Below are 26,113 nucleotides of genomic sequence, written 5' to 3' on the forward strand. Positions count from 1 at the left end.
TCTTATTTTAGGGAATAAGTATATAGAAGGAGGAAAAAAATATGAATGAAGTTAAATTACAAGGTCAGATTACATCTGATCCAGAAGTGAAAGAATCTAGAAATGGAATACTTAGAGGTTCTTTCTTACTTACTACGAAAGGAGGGACAGAAGATAGACCACGTTATGATTATATACGTTGTGTAATCTGGGATGAGAAAGCACAGTATGTTGTAGACCACTTTGAAAAGGGTCAGTCTGTGTCTATTGAAGGAAGTGTTAGAGGACGTTTTTATCCAAATCGTTCAGGAACAACTTCTTATGCAATGGAAGTCTATCCAGAACATATGGTATGTGAAGATTCTAGCTATTCATTCTAGAATATGCAAAAACACGCATGAATGATGATTGAGATATGGATGTTCATGCGTGTATAATGTATCTCGAAAGTGAGGGGTACATGATGAATAGAAAATACTTTTTCTTTGATATTGATGGGACTTTAGCTGTAGGAACACCAGGAGATCAGTATATTCCTGAATCAACACAATATACTTTAAAACAGCTAGAAGCAGAGGGTCATTTTATTGCGATTGCGACAGGTAGAAGTTATGCCATGGCACATGATTATATGCATGAATTAGGTTTTCATAATATGATCAGTGATGGAGGGAATGGAATTACTATTGATGATCAGTTAAAAGGCATAGAACCATTGGATTATCAATTATGTCTTGATTTAATAGATGAATGTGAGAAGAAGGGTATGATATGGGCTTTTTCTCCTGACAACAAAACAAGAAGACTTGCACCGGATGATCGTTTTTATGAGTTTACTCATGATATTTATATGAAGACAGAAGTGGTAGAAGGTTTAGATCCACGTGATTATGATCAAATCTATAAAGTATATATTGCCTGCTTTAAGGGTGAAGAAGAGAAACTGGAATCTTTAAAGAAGTTACCTTGGTGTCGTTTTCATAAGGAATACTTGTTTGTGGAACCAGGAGATAAGAGCAAGGGTATTAAACGTATGGTGGAACATCTTGGTGGTGATATTAAAGATGTTGTCGTATTTGGTGATGAAAAGAACGATTTGTCTATGTTTATTCCAGAGTGGACAAGTATTGCGATGGGTAATGGTATAGATGAATTAAAGAAGAAAGCCACTTATGTGACTACTGATGCCAACAAGGATGGTATCTACAATGCTTGTCTGCATTATGGATGGATCAAGGAAAGATATCTTTTGGCACTCGATATGGATGGTACACTTCTAAAGTCTGATAAGACGATTTCGCCAAATACAGCAGCTTCTTTAATTGAAGCAAACAAAAAGGGACAGAGCATCTGTTTATGTACAGGAAGAGGGCTGGCAGAATTAAAAGACTATGAAGGTGAATTAGATTTCTGTGATTATGGAATATTATTAAGTGGATGTTTGATCTATGATTTTAAGAATGATCAGCCATTAGAAGTTCATTCTTTTGATACAGATGTATTTACACAGATGATGGATATTGTGAAGAAAGAGGATGTGATGTTGTATTTACTCGATTCGTCGCATTCTATTGCCTCTCAAAAAGATGTAGAAAATATGCCTTACTACAATATGGCTATCTATCAATCTATGTTTGAAAGCCGTGCATTTGTTGTAGAAGATATTTATGAATATGCAGAAGTTCATAAGGATGAAATCCTTAAGTTCTGTTTATATAATCCAAGTGTTGATGCAATGAATCAGCTTTTAAAGAAACTAGAAGTATTTCCAGTCAGCTGTGCTGTAGTAGAAGAAACAGCTATTGAAGTCACACCTTTAGGTATTACTAAAGGAGCAGGACTTGAATCTCTATCATCTTACTTAAATATCCCTATTGAAAATACAATCATGATGGGTGATAGTGGGAATGATATTGAAGCATTCCAGAGTGCTGGTAAAGCAGTTGCGATGGGGAATGCAACAGAAGAAATTAAGAATCTAGCCACTGAAATCACATTAGATAATGATCATGATGGAATAAAAGTAATCGTAGATAAATATCTTTTGTAAGTAATGATGATTTCATGTAGAATACCCCTTTGTAGGAGGGAAAATCATGCGTTATAAAAATCATTTATTACTACTGCTTACAGCCTTCATCTGGGGCTGTGCCTTTGTAGCACAAAGTGCAGGTATGGATTATGTAGGACCATTTACTTTTACTGCCTTACGTAGTTATTTAGGTGGACTTGTTTTATTACCACTTATTTATTTCTTTGATCATACAATGGACTTCAAGGATAAGAAATTATGGGCAGGAGGAATTGCCTGCGGTATTGTATTAGGTCTAGCAAGTGCCCTACAGCAGTTTGGTATTCAGTATACAACTGTAGGTAAAGCAGGATTTATTACAGCACTTTATATAATCGTTGTACCATTCTTTAGCTTATTTTTAGGGAAGAAGTTAAGTCCTAAGATTGGTATCTCTGTTGTCTTAGCAGTGATTGGTCTTTACTTATTATGTATGACAGGATCACTTTCTTTAGGTAAAGGTGACTTATTAGTATGTGCATGTGCCTGTGTATTCGCATTACATATTCTTGTCATTGATCACTATTCACCTTTAGTAGATGGTGTAAAGATGAGCTGTATTCAGTTCTTCACATGTGCATTATTAAATACTATTCCTATGTTTTTATTTGAAGATGTATCTATGCATAATATCATGGCAGGATGCGTGCCTATTCTCTATGCTGGATTATTATCAAGTGGAGCAGGCTATACATTACAGATTATTGGACAGAAGGGTATGAATCCTACAGTAGCTTCTATTTTGTTGAGTATGGAATCTGTATTCTCAGTACTTGCAGGATGGGTGATCTTAGGTCAGAGTCTTACAATCAAAGAAGGATTGGGCTGTGTACTCATGTTTATTGCGATTATTATTGCACAGTTACCAGACAAAAAAACCATTCAGAATTAAAATTCTGAATGGATTTTTTTTAGCTAAAAGCTTTTTTTCTTAGAATCATATAAGTAATAAGATGGGCTGCTGCAGTAACTATCCAAGTCACTGGATATGATAAATAAATAGAATTAAGTGTATGGAAATATTGGAAGATAGTAAGAATCCACAAGACTCTTAGTCCACATGCACCTATTAAAGATACAATCATAGGAATAGTAGAATAACCTAAACCTCTTAATGAACCGACTATGACATCCATCCAGCCACAGATGAAATAAGGTACACATATATATAATAATCTTTCATGACCATAGGCAATGGCTTGTACATCTGTTGTATAGATACGAATCAGTTCATCCGCAAAGAAGTAGACAAGATTACCTAAAACAAGTCCTACAACTGTGACTATTCCAATACATAATGCAAGGACTTTATCGACTCTCTTTCTATCATTAATACCATAATTTTGACTTGTGAAAGTGATACATGCCTGATAGATGGCATTCATAGACTGATAGACAAATCCTTCAAGTGATCCTGCTGCGGCATTACCTGCCATCGCAATAGAACCAAATGAGTTAATAGATGACTGAATCAGGATATTAGAAATAGAGAAGATAGCACCCTGTAATCCTGCAGGTAAACCAATCTTGAATATCTGAATCACCTTATCTTTGTGGAACTTTAAAGCATGAATATCTAAATGAATGACAGTACTTGTTTTCATCAAGCAGTGAATAATAAGTATTGAAGAAACAAGTTCAGCCGTAAATGTCGCAAGTGCGACACCAGCTACATCCATCTTGAATATAATAACGAATATTAAGTTTAATATGACATTTATAACACCCGCTACAATAAGGAATATAAGTGGTCTTTTTGTATCACCAATGGCACGTAATATGGCAGCCCCAAAGTTATATAAAGCGACAAAAGGCATACTTACAAAATAGATACGTAAATAGGTTGTTGCAAGACTGATAACATCATCCGGTGATTCCATCGCTTCTAGAATCATTCTGGCACATGTCACACCAATAATCGCAAAGATCAAGCCAAAGACAATTGCGAGTAGTATGGCAGAATGTACTGTTTCATGGGTATCCTTGTCTCTTTGTGAGGCAATAAAACGTGCAACAAGTACATTGACCCCGACAGATAAACCAATAAATAAACTAACTAATAGATTGACAACAGAAGATGTAGAACCTACTGCCGCAATAGAACGTGGACCAGCAAACTGTCCTACCACAATAACGTCTGCTGCATTAAATAATAACTGCAGCACCCCTGAAAACATTAATGGTATAGAAAATATTAGGATCTTACCAAGCAATGGACCGTGCGTCATATCCATTTGATATTGATCTTTCTTCATCAAATCCCCTCCTCATGACTATAGTCTAACATATTAAAAATAAAGGTGTTGAGAAGTTTCAAAAAGAGTAAATGAAAGTAACACTTTTTTTTTAGAGTCCCATTCGTTATAATTGTTTTGGAAAGAGGGGAGTGAAAAAATGATATTTCACGAAGTTGAATTATCTCATACAAAAGAAATCATGGATTCATATGAAGTGAATCCTATTATTGCGAAATATGTTGAGCATAGAGGCTTTACAAAAGAAGACTATGAAGCACTCAACACACCATTCTATTATAACTTTACAGATTTAGAGAATGGTGAAACAGTAGTGAATCTCATTAAAGAAGCATGTGCTTCTAAGTCTAAGATTCATATTTGTATCATGAGTACAGAACTACATCATTTATTAGAAAGTGCTATGATCTTCCTAGGTATTTTAATGGCTAAAGGAAAATCAGCTTTTGAATTCTATGATGGTCCTCAGGATGATTTTGGTCCTGGTCTTCATATTATCTTAGGAGATCAGTTAGAAGTAAGAAATGGAAATGATGTTTATCCATTAGTACCTGGTGGTCACTATAAGGATGAAGATGTTGCACAGAGCTTACTTGTATTACAGCTTATTAATACATTACTTGGTAAAGAGAATCAGTATTTAGCTTCTCTTGCAGGTATTGGTATTCAGGCTGAAGGAACTCCTTTACGTAATTCTAATCGATATCATTTAAAGAAGACTTTAGGTTTATTAAATGATTGTCGTTTTGATGCGATTGAATTTATTGCATTAACACCTAAGACAAGACAGAAAAACAATATGCGTCAAAGAGAATTCAAGAAGACATATAATGAACAGGTTATGGCTGATTCTATTACTTATAAGATGGCACATTACCTTGAATCTTTAAATAATGCGAAAAAGATGGTTAAGTATTTGATTTATGGTTGTCCTGGTACTGGTAAATTCCGTTCTGTTGCACCTATTGCGGATGAAATCAATGCTGGATACTTCATTAATGAAGATTATATTGATGATGGTACAGAAAAAGATGTGATTCCATTAGAAATCTCAGACTTATCTAAGACAAATATAGAAGAATACTTACAGGTATTATCACCATTTGGCATAGGACAGGAAAAGACCCTTGTTTCTATAGAAGGTTTAAAGATTCATAGTGCTCCTGTAAAGGATTATTATGATCGTATCAAGTTAAGCTTCTTTATTCCTAATGTAGGTGGTATTGATACAATCATCTATACTCCAGGATATAAGATTGATAAGTTTAAACAGGGACAGACAGTAAAGATTGTAGGTACATTATCTATTAATGACTTTACAAGTTTGATGACAATTAATGCAATCCAGGTAGACATTCTTGATTAAGAATGTCTTTTTTTGTGTATAATTATAAGAAAGGAGTGAACATATATGAGAATTAGAGATATCATAGATTTATTAGAATCACAGGGTGAATGGGTGAATAGAAGCCGTACAAGAGATCGTATATTGTTTGGGGATGATCAAACAAAAATAAGTAAAGTTATCACTTGCTGGGTAGCGACAAATAAAGTGATTCAATATGCGGTAGAACATGATATACATTTCATTATTTCACATGAGAATCCATTCTATCTCGCATCTACATCATTACCTACACTTATATATAAAGCACAAAAAGAAAAAGAAGCATTATTAAAGGAACATAATATTACTATCTATAGATGCCATGATTTGTGGGATGTCTATCCTGAATATGGCATTAGAGATAGCTGGGCTAGCACATTAGATCTAGATTTTGAAGAATCACATGATCATTCTTATTATAGATATACTCATGATATTAATATGACAGTAGAAGAATGTGCACAGCATATTATTAATAAGATTAAACCATATCACCAGCAAGGTATAGAAATCATAGGAGATAAGACTCAAATAATACATAGATTAGGCATAGGTACAGGGGCTTGTACAGATGTATTTGAAATGTATGAAGAAGGTGCAGATGCATGTTTAGTCAGTGATGATGGTGTAAGTAACTGGATAGGTGTTCAGTGGGCAGTAGATCATGATATTCCACTTATAGTGATTAATCATATGACATGTGAAGCACCAGGTATGGAACATATGGTAGAGTACTTGTCTAAACAGTTTCCAGAAGTGACTTTTACCTTTGTATCCAATGATTATGGTATATATCATATGGATGAATAAGCATTTTTAAGCACGAATTTGAAAAAAATGAAGTATAAAAACAATTCATGGTATGATAACTGTAAGGGAGGAATACGATGAATTGTTTTTTTAATGCCTTATTCATGTTTATTAATAATCCAGAAGTACGTGATATCAATTATCAGATTGCCTTAGGACTATTAGAGAATGGACATGAATTAGATTATTTAACTATTAATGAACTCGCAGAAAGATGTTTTGTTTCTACTTCTAGCTTAAATCGATTCTTTCGTATTTATGGCTATAAGAAGTATATGATCTTTAAAGCATTATTTTCTAGTCATATGCGTATTCGCTATGTACAGATACAAAATAGAATCAATGATAAAGATTATGAGATGCTTCATAAGGTATTTTCTAGTATTCTTAAATCAGAAGATTATGAAAGACTCATAGATATGTCATGGGTTAAAGAAGTATGTGAGATGATTTATAATAGTAAAAGAGTAATACTTATAGGTTCTGATGAGATGGCTAGTTACTTTTCTAGAATGCAGATAGATTTCTATGTAATGGGGAAGCTTGTTGTAAAAGATAGTATATATAAAACAAACTTCTTTACTCCTGAGAAAGATGATTGTGTCATATTATTAAGTATGGAAGGAAGAATTGTAGACTTAAATCCTTGGTTACTTAATAAAATGAAAGAGAATAATCCAAAGATGATTACTATAGGACATTATGATTATTTACAAGATGCTTATGGACTTACGATTCCTCAAGGATTAGATGAAGTATTAGAGAATATGATCCTGGATTATTATATACAAGAAATTACATACTATTATGCGGAGAATTACTTATGATATTAGAACAGTTGAATATGTTAGATAGTATATCGGATAGAGAAAGCTATACTTATCGTATTACACATTACCTTTTAGAGAATCGTCATTCTATCATTGAATATAAAGTGAATGATATCTTAGAAGACTTAGATATTTCTAAATCAACATTGAGACGTTATTCTATTGATTTAGGCTATAAGAATTTTACTGCTGTTCAATATCAGCTGTATTATGAGTTGTCTACGAGACCACTTTATCGTTCCTGTCAGTATGATGAGTTACTTTGGGATAAGATTAAAGATAAGAAAAGAATTATTGTTTTAGGAGATGAGAGTTCTCTTGCCCCATTACTTGTCTATAAGCAGATTTTCCGAGATACAAAAATACCTATAGATTTTCAGCTGTATCAATCTCTTCCTATGAAACAGCTGATACAGCTCAATGTGACATCGGATGATATTGTATTCTTTGTCTCTCTTTTTCATTCTAATCTAGGATTTGAATTAGGGTATCTTGATGAATATATTACTTTAATGGAATCATTGGAACAAAGAAATATAGAACATATCTATATAGGGAAAGTCGCAAAGAAGAAGGAATTAAATGAAAACTATATAGAAATTGATGAGAGATGTATAGCAGATAGAATACATCATCTCTGCATGATTTTTGAAAATATATATGGAATCTTAGATAATATACAAAAGTAGTTCATTTTGTGAACCCTTTCTGTTTTAAAAAAATAATGGTTATAAAATAAAAACTAAAAACGTTTTATGCCATCGCTTTCATATACTCTTTCTGATATATTTATTACAGGAGGAAATGGACATGAAACAGATGAAACATGTATTTTCAGTTGTTGTAAGTGTTGCAATGATGGTTGCAATGGTGTTTGTAGTTCCTGTTCAGGCAGCAGGTAATTATGTAGCTCAGTTATATGGCAAAGTCACAGATGCTGGGCAGGTAGTCAATAAAGTTGTAATTGACTACGGTGATGGTGTAAAAGTGTCTGGCGCTGATAAAGATACTTATACAGTTCATGCAACTAACTATGTACAGATTGGTTCAAATAACGGGAAAGTTTATAGCGATGCTGATCGTACTATTGAAAAGGTAGAAGTTGCAGGTGGTAAGGTAACACTTTATATGAATGAATCAGAAGGTGCTACTTTAACTTGGTTATCTGAAAGTAGAAACTATCCAGGTAAGATTAATTATACTATTACTCAGAATGAAGCTTTAAAAGCAACTTCAGTAGATGGTAGAGACTTAGAAGATATCACTGGAGAAATCACTTGTGATAATACTGTTATTGATGAAGAAACAGCAAAGTTCACTTCAGTTAAAGGCTCTCAGGGAATCAATTATCAGTTCCATGAAGCAAAGGGTGCTGATAAGTTAGTTGTTTGGTTCCATGGTAATGGTGAAGGGGACTTAGAAGGTTATAATACTCAGAATAACGTTGCTCAGATGCTTGCAAATAGAGGTACTGTTGCTTGGGCTACTGATGAAGCTCAGAACATCTTTGGTGGTGCTCATGTAATGAGTTTCCAGGCACCAGCTACTTGGTACTATGCTCAAAGAGATAATTTATTAGAAAAAGCTAAAACAGAAATCGAAGAAGTTATCAAGAAATACAATATTAACCCTAATAAGGTTGTAGTAAGTGGATGTTCAGCTGGTGGATATATGACTACTAGAATGTTGATTGCATATCCTGATTTATTCTCTGCAGCTATGATTAACTGTCCTGCATTAGATACAGCAGCTATTAGAGGTGGAGAAACTCCAACTGATGAAGAATTAGCTAGCCTTAAGAATTCTAAGACAGCTATCTGGTTAGTACAGGGTAAGACAGACACTAGCGTTAAGTCAGAAGTATGTTCACAGAGAATCTTTAAGATCTTAACTGATGGTGCTGAATTAACTACTACTCGAGTAGAACAGGAATTTAATTCAAGCTTCACTACTAGTGAAACTAAAGATGGTAAATATAAATTATCATTATATGATACAGTAGATTTAGAAGATAAAGTTGACTCATTAGGTGAAACTAGACCTTGTGGTAAACTTAAATTTGAAGAAGATTATAATTTAGATGGTGTGAAAGAAACAGTTAAATACAGTGACCATTGGTCTTGGATTTATACTTTGAGAAATAACCCATCTGATGCATCAGGTACTCATATCTGGAATTGGGCAGCTACATATATGAAAGATGCTGCTCCAGTAGAACCTGAAAAGCCTACTACTCCAGAAAACAAACCATCAACAGATACAACAAATAAGACAGACAAAACAGACAAAACAGATACAACAAACAAAACTGAAACTACTACTAAGAAGGATCCAGTAAAGACTGGTGATACAACTACATTTGCAGCATATATCGCAATGTTTGTAGTAGCCGCTTTTGGAATCATTCTTATTAGAAGAAAAAGAGCTTAATACGCACTAAAGCAGGTCCGAGGGGACCTGTTTTTTAATACTCTTTACTAGCTGCAATTAGATAATGTCTCGCATTCGCACTTCTTACTTGTTTTGCACGTTGTAGTAGACATTCTTTTTTTAGTTCTTTATTGTCTATGAGTTCTAATAATTGTAAGGCTATTTGATATTGTGAATGAGACATACAGTCTTTAATCTTCTCTAATAGTTTTTCTTCACCAATAAGATCTAATAATACACTATTATATTCTTGATTGCTGACAGGTAATAAATGGATAGGATCACCATCAAACCATCCTACATAGCCTGTATAAACACTTTTAACAGCCCATTCTACAGTTCCATAATATTCCTGCAGGTAAGGTGAGTTCTTAAGTTCTTCTGGTAATGAAACAGTTTGTACTGTTTCATCTAGAGTAAGACCTTTATTAATACAGTCTAGGGTATTATAGAGAATATATTCGATAGCTTCTTTAAACTGACCTACTTGGTTCTGGATTAATTCTTTGTTTAATAAAGGATGTATATGCCCTGGTAATAGAACTTTTGCATCAAAAGAAAGAATAAGGTCTAAAGAATCAATCCATGTAGCAAGGTCTCTGTATTGTGTACCTCTAATAGCATATAATGCTGGAAAAACAGCATAATAATTATCACCCGTACAGAGAACCTGATCATCATTGATCCAGATACAGATCTGATCATCAGTTTCTCCTGGTGCTCTATATAACTCTAGATGTATACCATCAATATCTCTTATGACTTTATCTTCAGTATATAAAGTAGTAGGAGAGATAAAATCATAGCATCCATGACCAGTAACCTTACCTTCTCTTATACCAATACCTTGGCATATTGCTTCTTCATTTGTAAGAGTATATCCATGTTGATATGTTCCTCTTTTTCTTAATCCTTCATCAATCTTTTCATAATACTTTAAAGGTGTTTTAAATGGTGTAAAAGCTATGATTTCTTCTACAGTATCTCTAAAAGTACCTGCACCACCTCTATGGTCTGGATGACCATGAGTATAGATTAATGTTTTCACTGGTTTATCTGTATACTTTCTTAAGTCATTCAATAAGTCTTGTGAATATTCATTAGAGTCTAGAGTATCTATTAAGATAACAGAACTATTACCTATAATAGCAGTTGCATTACTATGACCATAGGAATAGAAGAATAGAATGTAATCATTGATTTCATAGAAATGTTTTTTAAATGTTTCTTGTGTATGTTTGATTAATAGTTGTTCACTCATGTTAAATACCCTCCTATATGTATTCTACTAGAGAATTAGATAGGAGGGTAGTAGGCACTTTGAGGTAAATATTAGAGGCTCATGATTTCATTCGTTAGTTTGCTGAAGGTAGATTATATTTAAAAAGATTTTTTATGTGCTATGATTTTGAGAAATCACAATAAATGATTCAATGAAATAATGAGAAAAAGTATCAATATAATAAAATAATGATATTAAGCGTGGAATTTAGTTTATTAAGCCCAATTAATGAGAAAATTCCCATTTATCATCAAAATATATTGACACTATTTCACAACAAGAATATAATCATATCTGTAAACACTTACAAAGGATAGAAAGGACATTGTTTATGGAAAAATTAAAAGCTTTTTTTGACAAGTTTCAAAAAGTGATGGAAGAAAAAGTTGTACCAGTAGCAACAAAGATTGCTTCACAAAGACATCTTGCCGCATTAAGAGATGGTCTTACAATTTTAATTCCACTTACAGTTATTGGTGGTATTTCACTTATGATTGCGAACCCACCAGTTGATTTAGAGGTTATGAAACCTACTAATTTCTTCTTTAGTTTTTTAATCGCATGGAAGACATGGGCTACTCAGTGGTCTTCAATTCTTACAATTCCATTTAACTTAACAATTGGAATCATTTCTGTATATGTAGTGCTTGGCGTATCATATCGTTTAGCACAGCATTATGAAATGGAAGCTTTCCCAAATGCGATTACAGCATTATTTACTTTCTTATGTATTGCAGCAGTTCCACAGACTATTAAAGATGGTAGTTATATCAATTTAAGTGGTCTTGGTTCTGGTTCTATGTTTGCAGCTATTATCGTTGCACTTGTTGTAATAGAAATTAACCATTTCATGATCGAAAAAAATATCAAAATCAAAATGCCAGCCGGTGTGCCACCTATGGTTGCTGGGCCATTCGAAGTCTTATTGCCAATGGTTGTTGATATTTTATTCTTTATCTTCTTAGATCAGGTATGTATTGCAACATTAGGATCTGGTCTTACTAATCTTGTATTTACTGTTTTCTCACCACTTATCTCAGCGACAGCATCATTACCATCTATGTTATTTATCGTATTATTAACAGTAGTATTCTGGTTCTTCGGTATTCATGGTGACAATATGGTAAGTGCTATTACTACACCAATTTTCACTGGTAACTTAGTTGCTAACTTAGCTGCATATAATGCAAACAAAGAAATTCCAAACATTATTGCAGGTAACTTTACATTTATCTTTGGATTAGCTATCGCTTATCTTGCAATTCTATTTAACTTGAACTTTGTATGTAAGAATAAGAGATTACGTTCATTAGGACATTTAGCAATTCCATCATCATTATTTAACATCAATGAACCATTAGTATTTGGTGTTCCAACAGTATTAAACATTTTAACATTCATTCCAAGTATGATTTGTGTCGCTATTAATTTAGTTGTTGCATATTTATCAACAGCTGCAGGTCTTATGAATAAGACATGTATGAGTGTTCCTTGGACTCTACCTGCACCACTATATGCATTCCTTTCAACTATGGATTATCGTGCTATTATTATTTGGTTTGTCTTATTTGCAATCAACATTATTATCTTCATTCCATTTATGAAATCTTATGATAAACAGATGGATTTAGAAGATGAGAAATTATCTGAACAGGGAGAATAGGGTTATCCTATTCTCCAGGTTTTTTAAAGGAGGACATATGAGAGTTAGACAAATTTTAGATTTATTAGAATCACAAGGTGAGTGGGTCAATAGAAGTTGTACAAGAGACCGCATTCTATTTGGGGATGATCAAAAAGACGTGAATAAAGTAGTTGTTTGCTGGGTTGCTACTAAAGAAATTATTCAGTATGCAATAGAACATGATGTGCATTTTATTATTACACATGAAAATGCATTCTATATGGCATCAACATCACTTCCTACAGCTGTTTATAAAGCACAGAAAGAAAAAGAAGCATTACTAGAAAAACATGATATTACGTTATATAGATGTCATGATTTATGGGATTTATATCCAAAATATGGTGTAAAAGATTGCTGGGCAAAAGTATTAGATTTGAATTTCGAAGAGTCACATGATTATTCATTCTTAAGATTTGCGAATGATGTAAATATGACAGTTGAAGAATTAGCGCAGCATATCATTAAACAAATCAAGCCTTATTATCAGTATGGCATTGAAGTGATTGGTGATAAGAATAAAAAAATAAATAGATTAGGAATAGGTACTGGAGCATGCACAGATGTTTTTCAAATGTCTGAACATGGAGTTGATGCCTGTTTAGTAAGTGACGATGGTATCAATAACTGGACTGCGGTTCAATGGGCGATGGATAATGACTTACCTCTTATTGTTATTAATCATATGACTTGTGAAGCACCAGGAATTGAATGCCTTGCTAAGTATCTCAATGAACAACTTCAAGAAGTTTCATTTACTTATGTTCCTAACAAATATGGTATTTATCATATAGAAAAATAAGCATCTCTTAATTGAGGTGCTTATTTTCTTTCGGAATATAATCCGTAATAGTATGAAATGATTTCTGCGAAAAAGTGAAGAGTTGTTCTATTATCGAATTGTTTTAAAACAGTTGTTTGACTTCTAGGTTCAACAGTAGAAGGTAGATAATAAACCATATTTGCATAATTCTTTAATGTCGTGTCATTGTTCATTGTAATAAGTACAGTATATGCACCTTTTCGTTTTGCTGTTTTAAGCAAGTCTAGATAAGTATTTGATCCTGAAACACTAAAGATAATAAGTAAATAATCTTTTGATAGACAGTTATTAAGATATGTGAACTGAGGTTGATCTGTTACAGCTTCGAAGAACTTATTGTATGAATATAAGGAATATACGAGCTGACTAGCACAGAATGAAGAGTTACCAATACCTAGAGATTTTACATAAGGATATTCATCTAATAGCTGTGCTAACTCTTGTAATTGTCCATCATAGGAAGAGTTACCTATTTGATTAATAGTGAGTGCATAATTATTAGATATTTGTGAAAGAATAGTATTTTGTGTGTTTTCAACATTATCCAAATTTTCATTTTTATAATACTCTTCAACAGAATATTTGAACTCTGAATACCCTCTATATTCAAGTTTTTTGGCGAATCTAAGCATTGCAGATTTAGAAGTTTGACATAGTTCACCTGCTTCAATAATGTTATGTTCCATAATGATAGAAGGATCTTTCATTATGAGAGTACATATTCTTTTTTCTGTTGGTGTAAGATTGGTATAGTAAATACTGATTTTTTCTTTTAAGTTCATATGATGTGTACCCCTTTAGGTGTATTATACATGATAAATGGCTATTATATATGAAGTTTTTATAATGTTTCATATTTCTACTTGGATATTGTTAATTTATCGTATAAAAAAGCTTATTTGTATGCGAATTGGTAGTGTAGATGAATCTTGATAATTATTAAGGGAAGGCATGAGTTAAAATAATTGTTCTTGTACATGCAACTGTTGTTAGATAAGATTAATATAGCGTAATATATTTATAAGAGATTATTATATAAGGAAGTGAAATAATGGTAGAAGTTGCTTTTGAAGACTTACAAAATGCTGATTTGCAAATAGGTTGTGTTTATAAAGGTGGGACAGCCCCGAATTTAGGCTCTGATCCTTTATCTCATCTTTTTCCGTGTGGAAACGCTGGTGGATTTAGAAGAGTGAATAGAAGAGATGGAAGCAGACTACCTGCTTATGTCATTTTATATACTTCTATGGAAGAATTAGAATGGCCAGACTTTCTTGATGAGGAAACAGGTGTATTCAGATATTATGGTGATAATAGAAAACCTGGAAATGATATAAGAAACACAAAGAAGAAAGGTAACCTTTTATTAGAAGAGGTATTTGAATTACTTAATAGTAATAATCTAGAAGATATGCCACCTTTCTTTGTGTTTAAAAAAACTGGAAATGGAAGAGATATCCAGTTTTTAGGTTTAGCTGCACCTGGAAATAGTAATATATCGCCAGGTAGAGATTTAGTTGCATTATGGTGTTCATTGAATGGCCAAAAGTTTCAGAATTATGAAGCTTACTTTACAATACTAGATACTAAGGGGAAAGGTATTTCTAGAGATTGGATTAAATCTTTATCTGAGGATCATTCGGCTAGTATAGATGTTGCACCTGATGTATGGAAGAAGTTTATTTCTCAAGGTAGAGATGGGATAGAAGCGTTGAAGGCACCTAAGATTATTCATATTCCTAGTAAGTGTGATCAATTACAGTGTGATGATGAAGGCAAGAAGTGTGTTGATGCTATTAGGGAACATTATAAAGATAATCCATATGGCTTTGAATCATGTGCGATGGATTTATTGATGAAAATGGATAATCATTTTGTGGATTTCAATCTGACTCGTCCATGGAGAGATGGTGGAAGAGATTCTATTGGATACTATTCCATTAACAGTGGTGGTAAAGTGAATGCTCCATTAAAGATTGATTGTGCATTAGAAGCTATGTGCTATGCTGAGACTAATGGCATAGGTATAAAACAGATGTCTAGACTTATATCTAGAATTAGATATAGACAGTTTGGTATTTTAATAACAACGAGCTATGTTGATGAGCAAGCTTATCAAGAGGTTGTTGAAGATGGTCATCCTATATTAGTTGTTACTGCAACAGATATTGCGAGAATACTTAGAATAAATTCTATTACTAGTGAAAATATAGATGAGTATTTGAACAGTATTGATAGTAGAAGAAAAGAATGGGAACAAGACAAATAATGACAAGTATATTTTTGAGAAAGAGGAGGTAATATATGCGTCCAGATTATGATGGTGTCAAATTTTATGGCAAAGGAGATATGGCTAATTCTATACAGTTAGAAAAAGCGGATGCTATTATTTTTTCTTTTGATAAAAATAGTGAATATATAGACATTAATGCTGTGTTAGAATTGTATAACATACAGCAACTATATAATGCAGTTAGCGCTTCGAAAGTTTGGACAAATGAGGAGTTTTATAATAGAAAACAGAAAGTCAATTCAATGACTTCTGTAATAGGTAAATTATTCTCAAAAATCAATGAAAATAATTGGCTTGACTATGTTAATGATGTTGCGAGTATCTACATTCGTGATTTTTGGGTTCTTTTTGCTCGTTTTAAAGTTTATGAAAGAGTGAAGGAAGAATCTTTTGCTATGTATCTTAAAAATCAAGAGTCTCCATTACGCACTATATTGAAGCAAGAAAAAATAGTAAAAAACTATGATGAGGGGATAGCATTTGTACTGCGTGAATCACATAAGACTGCACAATTATTATCTGAAAAATATATGAGAGCTGAGTCGATAGACTATTATTTTCCAAAGAGTTTTGAAGCTTCAGAATATGAGAGTATTTTTCAAAAGTACATTGATTCTGATAATGTTGATCCAAATGTTTTGAATTTAATTATGGATGCACAGTCATCGGATGGATGCCCAATTAGTGACAAATTAAGATTAAATGCGACACGTAGATTTCAAAGATTTTGGCAAGAAAATAAGGAAGATGTACATTCGGTTGGATATAGTATAGTAGTCAAATTTGTAAAACAAGATGAAATAAAAAGATGTGAAGATCAAGGCGATGTTAAACTAATCACATATGATGTGAGATGGTTTGAAAAGTATCTTGATTATCCAACAATCTTAAATAACTTTATCTATGTGTTTGAGATGACAGACTGGAATTATAGAAGTAATTTTGTTTCGTTAGAATCAGATACAGGTTTACTTGAACAACTTTTTTCCGTTAAAGGCAAACGTTCATATACTGAAAACACGATTTTTGGATTTAGGTCAGATTTATTCGCATTACAGATGAAATTTTATGTTGAATTCTTAAATGAACATAAAATAAATATTGAGGAAGTATTTAGATGGTTCTTTGAAGAGTATTTGATAGAAGAATTTTCGGCAAAAGGATTTCGCTTTACACCGTCAACTGCTACTACATACCTTGAGAAATTCAAAAATTTAGCTTCTGAAATGGAAGGTGTTTTAAAACAATTTAGAATGTATGTTGAGAATGATGAGATTGACCGTGAATTATATGAAATGTCATCAGAACATTTATTTGTTGAAAATTTGCCTAGTTTTATAAAAAACAAGTATGCTTATTCAAATGACAAAAGCACTATTAAAACAGAAATGTTATTACTATTTTCTGATCAGACAGCCTTATCTTTTATAGAAAGAACAAAAGATAAGTATTCTACTTTGTATGAGCTTTTAATCAATGAGGAAATTTTATATTCTGATTTTGAAGATTATCAGAAAGGTGATATTGATTGGCTAATAGAGCAAGGAGATTTAGGTCTTACAAAAGATGAAGTAGTTTATCTTAGAAAACCAGTTGCAATTTTAAAAGATTTATATGATCATGAAGTTGTTTGTGATTATAAAATGCCTTCCTATAAAGCTGTTTTAGATGAAATGGTTGAAAAAGGAAAATTGGTTCGTTCCAGCACTTTGTTTTCAAAACCTGAAGTTGATTATCTGAACTATGCATTGAACAAATCATCGTTTAGTAATGGACTGGATTTAAGAAATAAGTATCTACATGCTACATATCCAATGGATACAGAAGTGCAATATAGAGATTATATAGAATTACTTAAAATAGTGGTTCTTATAATCATTAAAATAAATGATGAATTTTGTGAAAGAGATAAGATGAAAACGGATAAAGATACGATTGAAAAAGAATGATTCAAAAAGCAGAGTATCCATAGGGCTACTCTGCTTTTATAATCTCTTCTAATCTAGGCTCTAATGTATTAATGATGAATGTTACTAATGCATTACCCATCATGAAATATCTCTGTCTATCAGTCATTCCTGTATTAGTCCAGTTATCAGGGAAGTGCTGTAATCTTTCTGCTTCTATTGGAGTGATAATTCTCTTTTCTGCTGTATCTAGGTCTGCAACAACATGACTACTTCTATTAACTGTACCTTCACTTGTTAACATAGTTCTACTTGGTAAATCAATATTTTCAGGATAAGCAATCTTTCCTTCAGAGAAGTTATAAGTGAAACCTTCTGCATTTGTTCTTGTGATTCGTTTAGCACCTTTTAAGTATTCAAACTTCTCTTTCTGTTTATCATTTAAGTAGAATTTCTTATCTACATTATGAAGTAAAGTGTCTTTTAAAGGAATTGGTTCTTTAAACTGAGGCTCAGTCTTAAAAGTTACAACCTGTCCATTTACCATACAACCTGTATTTTCAAAATTTGCTTGGAATTTCTCTGTCATCTCTACAGTATCTTCATAAGAAGTCACATCATAAGTTCTAATAGGAGTATCAATCAAGTTGATTGGGAATTGTTTTGCAAACAATCCATCCTTTGCGATAATATCCTCAATCTTTATATCAGAAAGTGTCTTTGCATACTTTGTATCTTTTCTCCATGCAAAAATGAATGTTCTTCTTCTTCTCTGTCTTGCTCCATATTCAGCAGCATTTATAACACGCCATTCTACATCATAACCTTCATCGTTGAAAGTTCTAAGCATAATACCAAAGTCTCTACCACGCTGTTTAGAAGGTGATTTAAGTAATCTATCGACATTTTCTAATAATACAAAAGGTGGCTTTTTTACACGTAAAATCTTTGCGATTGACCAGAAAAGAACACCTTTCTTACCTTCAATCCCTTTTTCACCGCTTAGTGATCTTGCGACTGAGTAGTCCTGGCAAGGAAAACCTCCTACAAGAAGACTATGATTAGGAATATAATCAGTATCCTCGTCTAGGTGAGCTACTTCTTCTTGAATATCTGTATTGGAAGTATGCTCTTCACCAAATCTTGTACAATAGCAGTTATATGCAGGTTGTGTTTTTGTAGATGGTTCAAACTGATTCGCCCAAACGAATTTCCAATTTCTATTTTCGATAGCTTTATCATTTTCATCAAATGATTTGATATCATTCAATCCTACTCTAAATCCACCTACACCGGCAAATAGTTCTACAACTGTTAGTTCCATGTATACTTCCTCCGTCTTATGTTATAATATAATTACATTTTTATGTATGAGCCCATAACACATCTATTATACATTAAATAGAATTATCGATCAATAGGCAAAGTGATCTATATATTATCATTTTTCAAGGAGGATTGTAAGTGTGAGTGAAGAAAAAAATAAAGTTTATCAAAGCATAGAAGAACTATTGGAAACAGCTCAGTCTTCTTTAGGTGTTCCTTTTAAAGAATATGATGTGAATAATCGTTTAAACGGTGGTAATAAAGGAAAGATTGGACAGGTCATTGAAGAAGGATTATTCCATAAGGGCATTGATAGCCGACAAGAAGCAGACTTCCCAGAATTAGGAGTGGAATTAAAAGTGACTCCAATGAATAGAGTAGGAAAAGAAAAGGATATGGTTTCAGCAAAAGAAAGACTAGTTGTCACAATGATCAACTATATGAAGGATTATAATGTCTCTTTTGAAGACAGCCATGTTTTAGACAAACTTAATAAAGTGCTTTTAATGTTCTATTTCAATGAGCCTGAGAAGATGAACTATGATTTATGTGTAGATAAGATTTTTCTTTATCAATTTAAAGACATACCAGAAGAAGATAAGCAGATCATAATTAACGACTATAACATTATTATTGATAAGATTAAAAGTGGTCATGCTGAAGATATTTCTGAATCAGATACATATTATCTAAGTGCATGTACAAAAGGGGCTACTGCAGCTACTTCTTTTGTTGATCAACCATTTAGCTCAGTTAAAGCTAAAAGAAGAGCGTTCTCACTAAAGCCTAAATATATGACAGCTTTATTAAGGTCGCAGGTATTTAATGACAATGCCATTACAAAAGAGAGCTTGATGAAAGCGACTGGTATAGTAGGAAGAGATAATATCTTTGATAGGATGATAGAATATTTGTTTACGCCTTACTATGGTAAGTCACTATCTGAAATAGATGGTATGATTGAAACACCAGTGAATAGAAAATCTCTTAATTATTTGAGAAGTTATATTGCAAGAATGATGAATGCTTCACCAGAAACTAAGAGTAAAGATATTGATGAATATTATGATGAATTCTATAAAGCAAATATTAAGATCAAAACAATCCGTATTAAGAAGAACGGAACTATAAAGGAATCAATGAGTTTCCCTGCTTTTAAGTTTAAGGATATTGTAGAAGAGAATTGGGAAGATTCTGAATTAAGAAATAAGTTCATTAACGAAAAGTATTTGTTCTGTGTATTTGATGAAATAGACGATTCTAAATACGAATACAGATTTAGAGGGGCTTTCTTATGGGCAATGCCTGAAAGTGATTTGGACGGAAAGGTACGTGAAGCTTGGGAAAGAACAGTGTATCTTGCCAAGCATGGAATAGATTTTACAATCAGTGAAAACAAGAACGGACCAATTGTACACAATAATCTTCCATCTAAAACTGATGACTTGATTGTTCATGTAAGACCACATGCTAATAAAGCAGTTTATGTGTTCAAAGATGGTACAATAATTGGCTCAGGAAATGTACAAACTGATGGTGATGAATTGCTTGATGGTACCATTATTACTAAGCAGTGTTTCTTCTTGAATAATGATTATGTATTAGGGTTAGTGAATAAATATTTACCTTTAAAAGATTAAGAAGGTGAGAATATGCCTGATGTATTTACTCAGGAACAACGTTCAAAGGTAATGAGTCGTATTCGTGGTAAAGATAATAAGCCTGAAACAATGGTAAGGAAGTATTTATGGCATCATGGGTTTAGATATCGTAAGAATGATAAGAGTTTGCCAGGTACTCCTGATATAGTAATTCTAAAATATAGAACAGTTGTATTTATTAATGGCTGTTTTTGGCATCATCACTATGGTTGCAAATATGGAAGATACCCACAATCAAGGAAGGAATATTGGATAAAACACATTGATAGAAATGTGGAGAACGATGTGAAGAACTATAATCTTCTCCAACAACTTGATTATAAAGTGATAGTAGTTTGGGAATGTGAAATCAAGGAAGACTTTGATCACAGAATGAAACTACTCATAGAAGAAATAACACAATGATGGAACACCCTCTAGCAGGATGTTCCTTTTTCTATTTTTTAAAACTGCACATTCTTACATTAATTCTTTCATTTATGTTATTATTGATAATGCTTACATAGGGAGGGTGAACCAATGATTCAATATGAAAAAATAAACGATGATTTAAACTTGCCTATAAAACTCATACGATTTGAAGGAGACATATGCGAACCTATTCATAAACATTGGCATAATAGCCTTGAAATCGTATTACCTATATGTAATGGAGAATATGGCTGGGTAGATGGAAGATACTATAAACTCTACCAAGAAAACAATAGGCCTTTCATAATAAACTCTAGAAGCATTCATGCTTTTGAATCAGGAAGACCCAAACCCTATATAGGTTTAGCATTACAAATCAACTATCACTTCCTAAAAGAAGTTTATCCTGAAATAGATCATATATACTTTAAACAGCCAGATGAAGAAGTAGGCACATTGATTAAAAAGCAGCTATTTCTTATAAATGAATACTATGAAACGGATAGTAACCATAAAGATTTACTTATCTATTCTGCTTTATATCATTTGATCTATTTACTAGTAGAACACCTTTCTATAGAGAAGAAAGATAAAGTAGAATTAAAGAGTGAAAAGAATAAACATCGCATTACTTCTATTATTAACTATATTGATGATAACTATCAGGAAGATCTAACAATAGAAGTACTTTCTGATGTATTTCATCTATCAGAAGGACATCTTTCTAAACTCTTTAAAGAAAATCTTGGTATGACAATAAAGGCCTATATATCTCAGACACGTGCGAAAGAAGTAAGACAGGCTTTGCTTGATTCTGATCTACCACTTATTGATATTGCGATTATGTGTGGATTTCCCAATGTAAAATCGATGAATAAAGTATTCAAAGATTTGTATCATTGTACCCCTAACCAATTTAGACATGACTGTAAGTAAATACAGGGTTATTCCTGTATTTTTATTATGTGTAAATATGTGAAAAGTGACCTAATTATATTAGTTTTTTACCTAAGTAAAGCGTTTACATTTATTATAATTGTTCCTATAGGAGGAATGAAAACAATGAATAATGGTAAGAAAGCAATGAGTTGCTTGGTAAGTGCCATGATGGTCATGTCCATGACAAACTTACCCGTTCTTGCAGCAGGAACGAATGAAGCAACAGGTACACAAAAAGCTTACCTAGTTGGTGATGACTGGGGAAGTGGTGTAACGAAGTCAATTATGACTTTAGACAAGACAATCAAAGCAGATTCTGTTTCTAAGGGAGACTTTAAAGTCGAACAGACTGCAGGTGAAACAACTACAACACGTACTATTGTAGATGCTTATACTTCTAATGCGAATGGAGATAAAGTAACTACAGACTCTAATATTGTGACTGTTGAAATGGCTATTTCACCAAGTGAAGGAAATCCATTTATATGGGATGGTAGTGCTTGGCGTAATAACTGGGCTAACCCTTATAAGTTAAATGTATCAATTGTAGAGGGGGAAGATATTAAGACTGCAACTGATACAATTACTAAAGTAACAGTAGATCCTACAATTGATATTGTAGGTGATGGAAAGATCTGTCCACAGTTAGACGGATTCTCTTTCAAAGATAATAAATACAGTTCTCTAAAGTATACTGATAATGGAGATACAGTGTCTTATTCACTTTATACTCCAAAGAAAGATAATCATAAGAATGCTTTAGTTGTATGGAATCATGGTATTGGAGAAACAGGTACTGATGTACAGGTTGACTTATTATGTAATAAGGTAACTGCATTAGGTGGTACTGATTTCCAGAAGACTATGAATGGTGCCTATGTACTAGTTCCACAGAGATCATTTGCTACTAAGACTTCTACTGTATATAACTTAATTCAGGAAACATTAAAGGCTAATCCTGATATTGATCCTGATAGAGTGATCATTGGTGGATGTAGTGCTGGTGGTAAGTTCACTATGGATATGATTATTGATTATCCAACAGCATTTGCGGCTGCTTATCCAATCTGTGCAGCTAAGAATAGTCAAGATGTGTCTGATGAAACAATCAACACTCTAAAGAATCTTCCAATCTGGTTCATTCATGCAAAGAATGATACAACAGTAAATTATGAAAATACAACTGCTGCATTAGCTCAAAGATTAAGAGCTGCCGGTAATAAAGAAGTTCATGTTTCAGCATTTGAAGATGTTCATGATACAACAGGACGTTTCAATGATGAAAATGGTCAACCACATCAGTATGATGGACATTGGTCTTGGACATATTTCGATAATAATGAATGTTATGATGAAAATGGTGTCAACTTATGGAAATGGATGGCTAAACAGACTAAGGCTGAAACAGTTACTGCAAAAGGAACTCAGAAAGCATTTGTAACTGGTGAAGACTGGGGACCTGCAGTTAGAAAGACTATTGTAAAACTTGATAAGGTTGTTGATTCTACTTCTGTAGATGCCTCTAACTTAAAGGTTGTAGAAGAAAAGAATGGTATTCTAAACTGGACAACTGGTGAAGAAGGTCTTGTTTCAAGTGATAGAAAAGTCACTGCTGCTTATACTTCAGATGATAAAGGTAATAAAGTAAATACTGCATCTGAATATATTACTATTGAAATGTATGTATCTCCTAGTGATGGTTCACCATTTATTTATCGTCCATCAACTGGATTTAATAGCTGGTGTAACCCTTATAAGTTACATGTATCACTTGCAAGTGGTGCGACTTTAACTGCTGGGGAAGAAGAAATCAATAACTTAGATGTTGTTGCAGACATTGATGTAGAAAAAGAAGGTAAGTTATGTCCACAGTTAGATAAATGGACTCAGAAATCTTATAAAGCTGTAGATGGTATTAACTATTCTTATGCTGAATATACACCTAAGAAAGATGGCAAGAAAAACGCTTTAGTCATCTGGTTACATGGTGCTGGTGAAGGTGGAACAGATACTTCTATTGACTTACTTGCAAATGAAGTAACAGCTATGGCTGGAGATCAGTTCCAGAAAGATATGAATGATGCGTATGTTATTGCTCCTCAGTGTCCAACTATGTGGATGGATGGCGGTAATGGTGAATACCAGAACGGTGATAAGGGTTCTATCTACGCTAAAGGTTTATTTGATTTAATTGATACTTATGTAAAGAATAATCCTGATGTTGATACAAGTAAGATCTATATTGGTGGCTGCTCTAATGGTGGTTACATGACTATGGAAATGATCTTAAAGCATCCAGATTACTTTGCTGCTGCATTCCCTATTTGTGAAGCATATCAGGATCAGTATATTACTGATGCAGAAATTAATGCAATCAAGGATATGCCTATCTGGTTTACATATGCTAAGACAGATACAACTGTTGATTACACATTATGTACTGAACCTACATTAAAGAGATTACTTGCTGCAGGTGCTAAGAATGTGCATGTATCAGCTTTTGATGATGTAAGAGATACAAGTGGTGAATATAAGAACGAAGATGGTTCTGCATATGAATATAACGGACATTGGTCTTGGATCTATTGGGACAACAATGAATGTTATGATGGTGACTTAAATGCATGGAAGTGGTTAGGACAGCAGGCTAAAGCAACTTCAGCTGTTGTTACACCTACTACTAAGCCAACTACTAAACCAACTACTAAACCAGGTACTGATACTAAGACTGATGGTACAGTTAAGACTGGTGATGAAACTGCATTAACTGGTTTATCATTCATGATGCTTGCATCAGCTGGTGCTTATATCTACTTAAAGAGAAGAGAACAAGTAAGATAAAATTTTATTGAAAAATGCTGCAGGAGAGGCTATGTATGTAGTCTCTCTTTTTATTACATGTCATGATGGGGATCTTAACACATGGGAATGGTTAGGACAACAGGGGAACTAGATAGTTCCTCTTTTTGATATTATAAAACTGTTCCTATATATAGGTTATATTGTGATAGAATATGATACATATAAAAGGGGGAATTAAAGTATGTATAAGTTAGTCGCATTTGATATGGATGGTACTCTTCTTAATAGTGAAAAGAAGATTTCTATTAAAACAGTAGAAGCTATTAATAAGGCAATAGAGGCAGGTAAGATTGTAATACTTAATACAGGACGATGTCCTGCAGAACTTAAGGAGTATAGAGAAGTGCTGCCAAGACTACGCTATGTGAATTGTGTCAGCGGTGCACTTGTCTATGATTATGAAGAAGAAAGAAGTATCTATGAATCACCATTAAGTGAAGAAGAAGTCAAAACATTGATTCAAATTGGTAAGGAAACGGATGAGATGGTTCATTTAATGGGTATTACATCTGTCGTAGAAAAAGACAAAGTACCACATATGAATGATTATTATATGGGTGTCTACCAGCCAATGTATGAAGAAGTCACTACTAAAGTAGATAACATCTATGACTATTATATAGGTAATCCTTATTCAGTACATAAGCTTAACATCTATCATCACTCAAAAGCTGCAAGAGATCATACAAGAAAAGCTATTAAAGAAGCGGGACTAGAATTAGAGATGAAAGATTCAGAAGCAACAGGTTTAGAAATGAATGCGAAAGGTGTAGATAAAGGAACTGGATTAAAACAGTTATGTCATCATTTAGGTATCTCTATTGAAGAGACTATAGTAGTAGGTGATGCAGATAATGACAAGGAAGCATTAGAGGTTGCAGGATTATCTGTTGCAATGGGTAATGCGAAAGAGAGTATTAAAGAAATCAGTGATGTAATTGTATCGGATAATGATCATGATGGATGTGCTGAGGTTATAGAGATGTATTTAATGGAGGAGTAAATGCTTCTCTTTTTGCTATATTTGAACTATAAAGAGCGTTAGAGAAATAATACTAAAATTAATCGAAATAAAATTATGTAGCGCAGAAGGGCTAAAAACTCTATTTAGAAATAAATTTTGAATAAAATTCAAAAAAATGCTTTACAAGTTCCGATATTTT

The 26,113-nt window shown here is 33.0% G+C and carries 21 protein-coding genes; 17 read left to right on the forward strand and 4 right to left on the reverse strand.

The window, feature by feature from the left end; all coding sequences use genetic code 11:
* Positions 1 to 41 precede the first annotated feature (41 nt).
* The 3 genes from NQ499_RS02375 to NQ499_RS02385 all read left to right on the forward strand — a co-directional run bounded on the left by NQ499_RS02375 (position 42) and on the right by NQ499_RS02385 (position 2,942).
* Complete coding sequence (locus NQ499_RS02375; protein WP_006504417.1) at positions 42 to 359, forward strand: single-stranded DNA-binding protein; 318 nt, start codon at positions 42 to 44, stop codon at positions 357 to 359.
* Between the two features lie 80 nt (positions 360 to 439).
* Complete coding sequence (locus tag NQ499_RS02380) at positions 440 to 2,029, forward strand: Cof-type HAD-IIB family hydrolase (RefSeq protein ID WP_162013141.1); 1,590 nt, start codon at positions 440 to 442, stop codon at positions 2,027 to 2,029.
* Positions 2,030 to 2,075: 46 nt separating this feature from the next.
* Positions 2,076 to 2,942 (forward strand): DMT family transporter, encoded by an 867-nt coding sequence (locus NQ499_RS02385; protein WP_006504419.1) that lies wholly within the window; start codon positions 2,076 to 2,078, stop codon positions 2,940 to 2,942.
* Positions 2,943 to 2,961: 19 nt separating this feature from the next.
* On the opposite strand, the gene NQ499_RS02390 is transcribed toward NQ499_RS02385, so the two are convergent.
* Positions 2,962 to 4,305, reverse strand: a complete 1,344-nt coding sequence (locus tag NQ499_RS02390; protein ID WP_006504420.1) for an MATE family efflux transporter — start codon at positions 4,303 to 4,305, stop codon at positions 2,962 to 2,964.
* Positions 4,306 to 4,444: 139 nt separating this feature from the next.
* Here NQ499_RS02390 and NQ499_RS02395 point away from each other — a divergent pair, with 139 nt between their 5' ends.
* The 5 genes from NQ499_RS02395 (at position 4,445) to NQ499_RS02415 (ending at position 9,762) form a co-directional block, all read left to right on the forward strand.
* Positions 4,445 to 5,671, forward strand: coding sequence for a hypothetical protein (locus tag NQ499_RS02395; RefSeq protein WP_040389548.1), 1,227 nt, complete (start codon positions 4,445 to 4,447; stop codon positions 5,669 to 5,671).
* Between the two features lie 45 nt (positions 5,672 to 5,716).
* Positions 5,717 to 6,502 (forward strand): Nif3-like dinuclear metal center hexameric protein, encoded by a 786-nt coding sequence (locus NQ499_RS02400; RefSeq protein ID WP_006504422.1) that lies wholly within the window; start codon positions 5,717 to 5,719, stop codon positions 6,500 to 6,502.
* Positions 6,503 to 6,579: 77 nt separating this feature from the next.
* A complete protein-coding gene (locus tag NQ499_RS02405; protein WP_006504423.1) occupies positions 6,580 to 7,329 on the forward strand; it encodes a MurR/RpiR family transcriptional regulator in 750 nt (249 codons plus the stop codon).
* Positions 7,326 to 8,021 carry a MurR/RpiR family transcriptional regulator gene (locus NQ499_RS02410; protein WP_006504424.1) on the forward strand — a complete coding sequence of 232 codons (696 nt, stop codon included), beginning with the start codon at positions 7,326 to 7,328 and terminating at the stop codon, positions 8,019 to 8,021. Before NQ499_RS02405 ends, NQ499_RS02410 begins: the two co-directional genes overlap by 4 nt.
* Before the next feature lie 121 nt (positions 8,022 to 8,142).
* Complete coding sequence (locus NQ499_RS02415; protein ID WP_081455786.1) at positions 8,143 to 9,762, forward strand: prolyl oligopeptidase family serine peptidase; 1,620 nt, start codon at positions 8,143 to 8,145, stop codon at positions 9,760 to 9,762.
* Positions 9,763 to 9,796: 34 nt separating this feature from the next.
* On the opposite strand, the gene NQ499_RS02420 is transcribed toward NQ499_RS02415, so the two are convergent.
* A complete protein-coding gene (locus NQ499_RS02420; protein WP_006504426.1) occupies positions 9,797 to 11,023 on the reverse strand; it encodes an alkyl/aryl-sulfatase in 1,227 nt (408 codons plus the stop codon).
* 352 nt (positions 11,024 to 11,375) lie between these two features.
* Between NQ499_RS02420 and NQ499_RS02425 the strand changes: the two genes are divergently transcribed.
* A complete protein-coding gene (locus NQ499_RS02425) occupies positions 11,376 to 12,707 on the forward strand; it encodes a PTS sugar transporter subunit IIC (RefSeq protein ID WP_006504427.1) in 1,332 nt (443 codons plus the stop codon).
* 37 nt (positions 12,708 to 12,744) lie between these two features.
* On the forward strand, positions 12,745 to 13,530 hold the full coding sequence (locus NQ499_RS02430; protein WP_040389549.1) for a Nif3-like dinuclear metal center hexameric protein: 786 nt from the start codon (positions 12,745 to 12,747) through the stop codon (positions 13,528 to 13,530).
* A gap of 20 nt (positions 13,531 to 13,550) precedes the next feature.
* On the opposite strand, the gene NQ499_RS02435 is transcribed toward NQ499_RS02430, so the two are convergent.
* On the reverse strand, positions 13,551 to 14,333 hold the full coding sequence (locus NQ499_RS02435) for a MurR/RpiR family transcriptional regulator (RefSeq protein WP_006504429.1): 783 nt from the start codon (positions 14,331 to 14,333) through the stop codon (positions 13,551 to 13,553).
* Between the two features lie 269 nt (positions 14,334 to 14,602).
* Between NQ499_RS02435 and NQ499_RS02440 the strand changes: the two genes are divergently transcribed.
* Positions 14,603 to 15,820, forward strand: coding sequence for a restriction endonuclease (locus NQ499_RS02440; RefSeq protein ID WP_006504430.1), 1,218 nt, complete (start codon positions 14,603 to 14,605; stop codon positions 15,818 to 15,820).
* A gap of 35 nt (positions 15,821 to 15,855) precedes the next feature.
* On the forward strand, positions 15,856 to 17,793 hold the full coding sequence (locus tag NQ499_RS02445; RefSeq protein WP_006504431.1) for a hypothetical protein: 1,938 nt from the start codon (positions 15,856 to 15,858) through the stop codon (positions 17,791 to 17,793).
* 25 nt (positions 17,794 to 17,818) lie between these two features.
* Here NQ499_RS02445 and dcm read toward each other — a convergent pair whose 3' ends face one another.
* The gene (gene dcm, locus NQ499_RS02450) at positions 17,819 to 19,075 is read right to left on the reverse strand and encodes a DNA (cytosine-5-)-methyltransferase (RefSeq protein WP_006504432.1); all 1,257 of its coding nucleotides are present in this window, start codon (positions 19,073 to 19,075) and stop codon (positions 17,819 to 17,821) included.
* Between the two features lie 142 nt (positions 19,076 to 19,217).
* On the opposite strand from dcm, the gene NQ499_RS02455 reads away from it, so the two are divergent.
* The 5 genes from NQ499_RS02455 (at position 19,218) to NQ499_RS02475 (ending at position 25,953) form a co-directional block, all read left to right on the forward strand.
* Positions 19,218 to 20,717: a Sau3AI family type II restriction endonuclease gene (locus NQ499_RS02455; RefSeq protein ID WP_006504433.1), complete on the forward strand. Its 1,500-nt coding sequence runs from the start codon at positions 19,218 to 19,220 to the stop codon at positions 20,715 to 20,717.
* 12 nt (positions 20,718 to 20,729) lie between these two features.
* Entirely contained in the window at positions 20,730 to 21,143 is a 414-nt protein-coding gene (locus tag NQ499_RS02460) for a very short patch repair endonuclease (RefSeq protein ID WP_006504434.1), read from the forward strand.
* 114 nt (positions 21,144 to 21,257) lie between these two features.
* A complete protein-coding gene (locus tag NQ499_RS02465; protein ID WP_006504435.1) occupies positions 21,258 to 22,085 on the forward strand; it encodes a helix-turn-helix transcriptional regulator in 828 nt (275 codons plus the stop codon).
* Positions 22,086 to 22,202: 117 nt separating this feature from the next.
* Positions 22,203 to 24,929 (forward strand): prolyl oligopeptidase family serine peptidase, encoded by a 2,727-nt coding sequence (locus NQ499_RS02470; RefSeq protein ID WP_238319810.1) that lies wholly within the window; start codon positions 22,203 to 22,205, stop codon positions 24,927 to 24,929.
* A gap of 202 nt (positions 24,930 to 25,131) precedes the next feature.
* Positions 25,132 to 25,953, forward strand: coding sequence for a Cof-type HAD-IIB family hydrolase (locus NQ499_RS02475; RefSeq protein ID WP_006504437.1), 822 nt, complete (start codon positions 25,132 to 25,134; stop codon positions 25,951 to 25,953).
* Positions 25,954 to 26,113: the final 160 nt, after the last annotated feature.

The organism is Catenibacterium mitsuokai (genome assembly GCF_025148785.1).
Classification (GTDB): Bacteria; Bacillota_I; Bacilli_A; order Erysipelotrichales; family Coprobacillaceae; genus Catenibacterium; species Catenibacterium mitsuoka.

Bases quoted from the DNA above. Each gene is read 5' to 3' on its own strand.
- NQ499_RS02375 (WP_006504417.1), top strand. From the start codon at position 42: ATGAATGAAGTTAAATTACAAGGTCAGATTACATCTGATCCAGAAGTG.
- NQ499_RS02380 (WP_162013141.1), top strand. From the start codon at position 440: ATGATGAATAGAAAATACTTTTTCTTTGATATTGATGGGACTTTAGCT.
- NQ499_RS02385 (WP_006504419.1), top strand. From the start codon at position 2,076: ATGCGTTATAAAAATCATTTATTACTACTGCTTACAGCCTTCATCTGG.
- NQ499_RS02390 (WP_006504420.1), bottom strand. From the start codon at position 4,305: ATGAAGAAAGATCAATATCAAATGGATATGACGCACGGTCCATTGCTT.
- NQ499_RS02395 (WP_040389548.1), top strand. From the start codon at position 4,445: ATGATATTTCACGAAGTTGAATTATCTCATACAAAAGAAATCATGGAT.
- NQ499_RS02400 (WP_006504422.1), top strand. From the start codon at position 5,717: ATGAGAATTAGAGATATCATAGATTTATTAGAATCACAGGGTGAATGG.
- NQ499_RS02405 (WP_006504423.1), top strand. From the start codon at position 6,580: ATGAATTGTTTTTTTAATGCCTTATTCATGTTTATTAATAATCCAGAA.
- NQ499_RS02410 (WP_006504424.1), top strand. From the start codon at position 7,326: ATGATATTAGAACAGTTGAATATGTTAGATAGTATATCGGATAGAGAA.
- NQ499_RS02415 (WP_081455786.1), top strand. From the start codon at position 8,143: ATGAAACAGATGAAACATGTATTTTCAGTTGTTGTAAGTGTTGCAATG.
- NQ499_RS02420 (WP_006504426.1), bottom strand. From the start codon at position 11,023: ATGAGTGAACAACTATTAATCAAACATACACAAGAAACATTTAAAAAA.
- NQ499_RS02425 (WP_006504427.1), top strand. From the start codon at position 11,376: ATGGAAAAATTAAAAGCTTTTTTTGACAAGTTTCAAAAAGTGATGGAA.
- NQ499_RS02430 (WP_040389549.1), top strand. From the start codon at position 12,745: ATGAGAGTTAGACAAATTTTAGATTTATTAGAATCACAAGGTGAGTGG.
- NQ499_RS02435 (WP_006504429.1), bottom strand. From the start codon at position 14,333: ATGAACTTAAAAGAAAAAATCAGTATTTACTATACCAATCTTACACCA.
- NQ499_RS02440 (WP_006504430.1), top strand. From the start codon at position 14,603: ATGGTAGAAGTTGCTTTTGAAGACTTACAAAATGCTGATTTGCAAATA.
- NQ499_RS02445 (WP_006504431.1), top strand. From the start codon at position 15,856: ATGCGTCCAGATTATGATGGTGTCAAATTTTATGGCAAAGGAGATATG.
- dcm (WP_006504432.1), bottom strand. From the start codon at position 19,075: ATGGAACTAACAGTTGTAGAACTATTTGCCGGTGTAGGTGGATTTAGA.
- NQ499_RS02460 (WP_006504434.1), top strand. From the start codon at position 20,730: ATGCCTGATGTATTTACTCAGGAACAACGTTCAAAGGTAATGAGTCGT.
- NQ499_RS02465 (WP_006504435.1), top strand. From the start codon at position 21,258: ATGATTCAATATGAAAAAATAAACGATGATTTAAACTTGCCTATAAAA.
- NQ499_RS02470 (WP_238319810.1), top strand. From the start codon at position 22,203: ATGAAAACAATGAATAATGGTAAGAAAGCAATGAGTTGCTTGGTAAGT.
- NQ499_RS02475 (WP_006504437.1), top strand. From the start codon at position 25,132: ATGTATAAGTTAGTCGCATTTGATATGGATGGTACTCTTCTTAATAGT.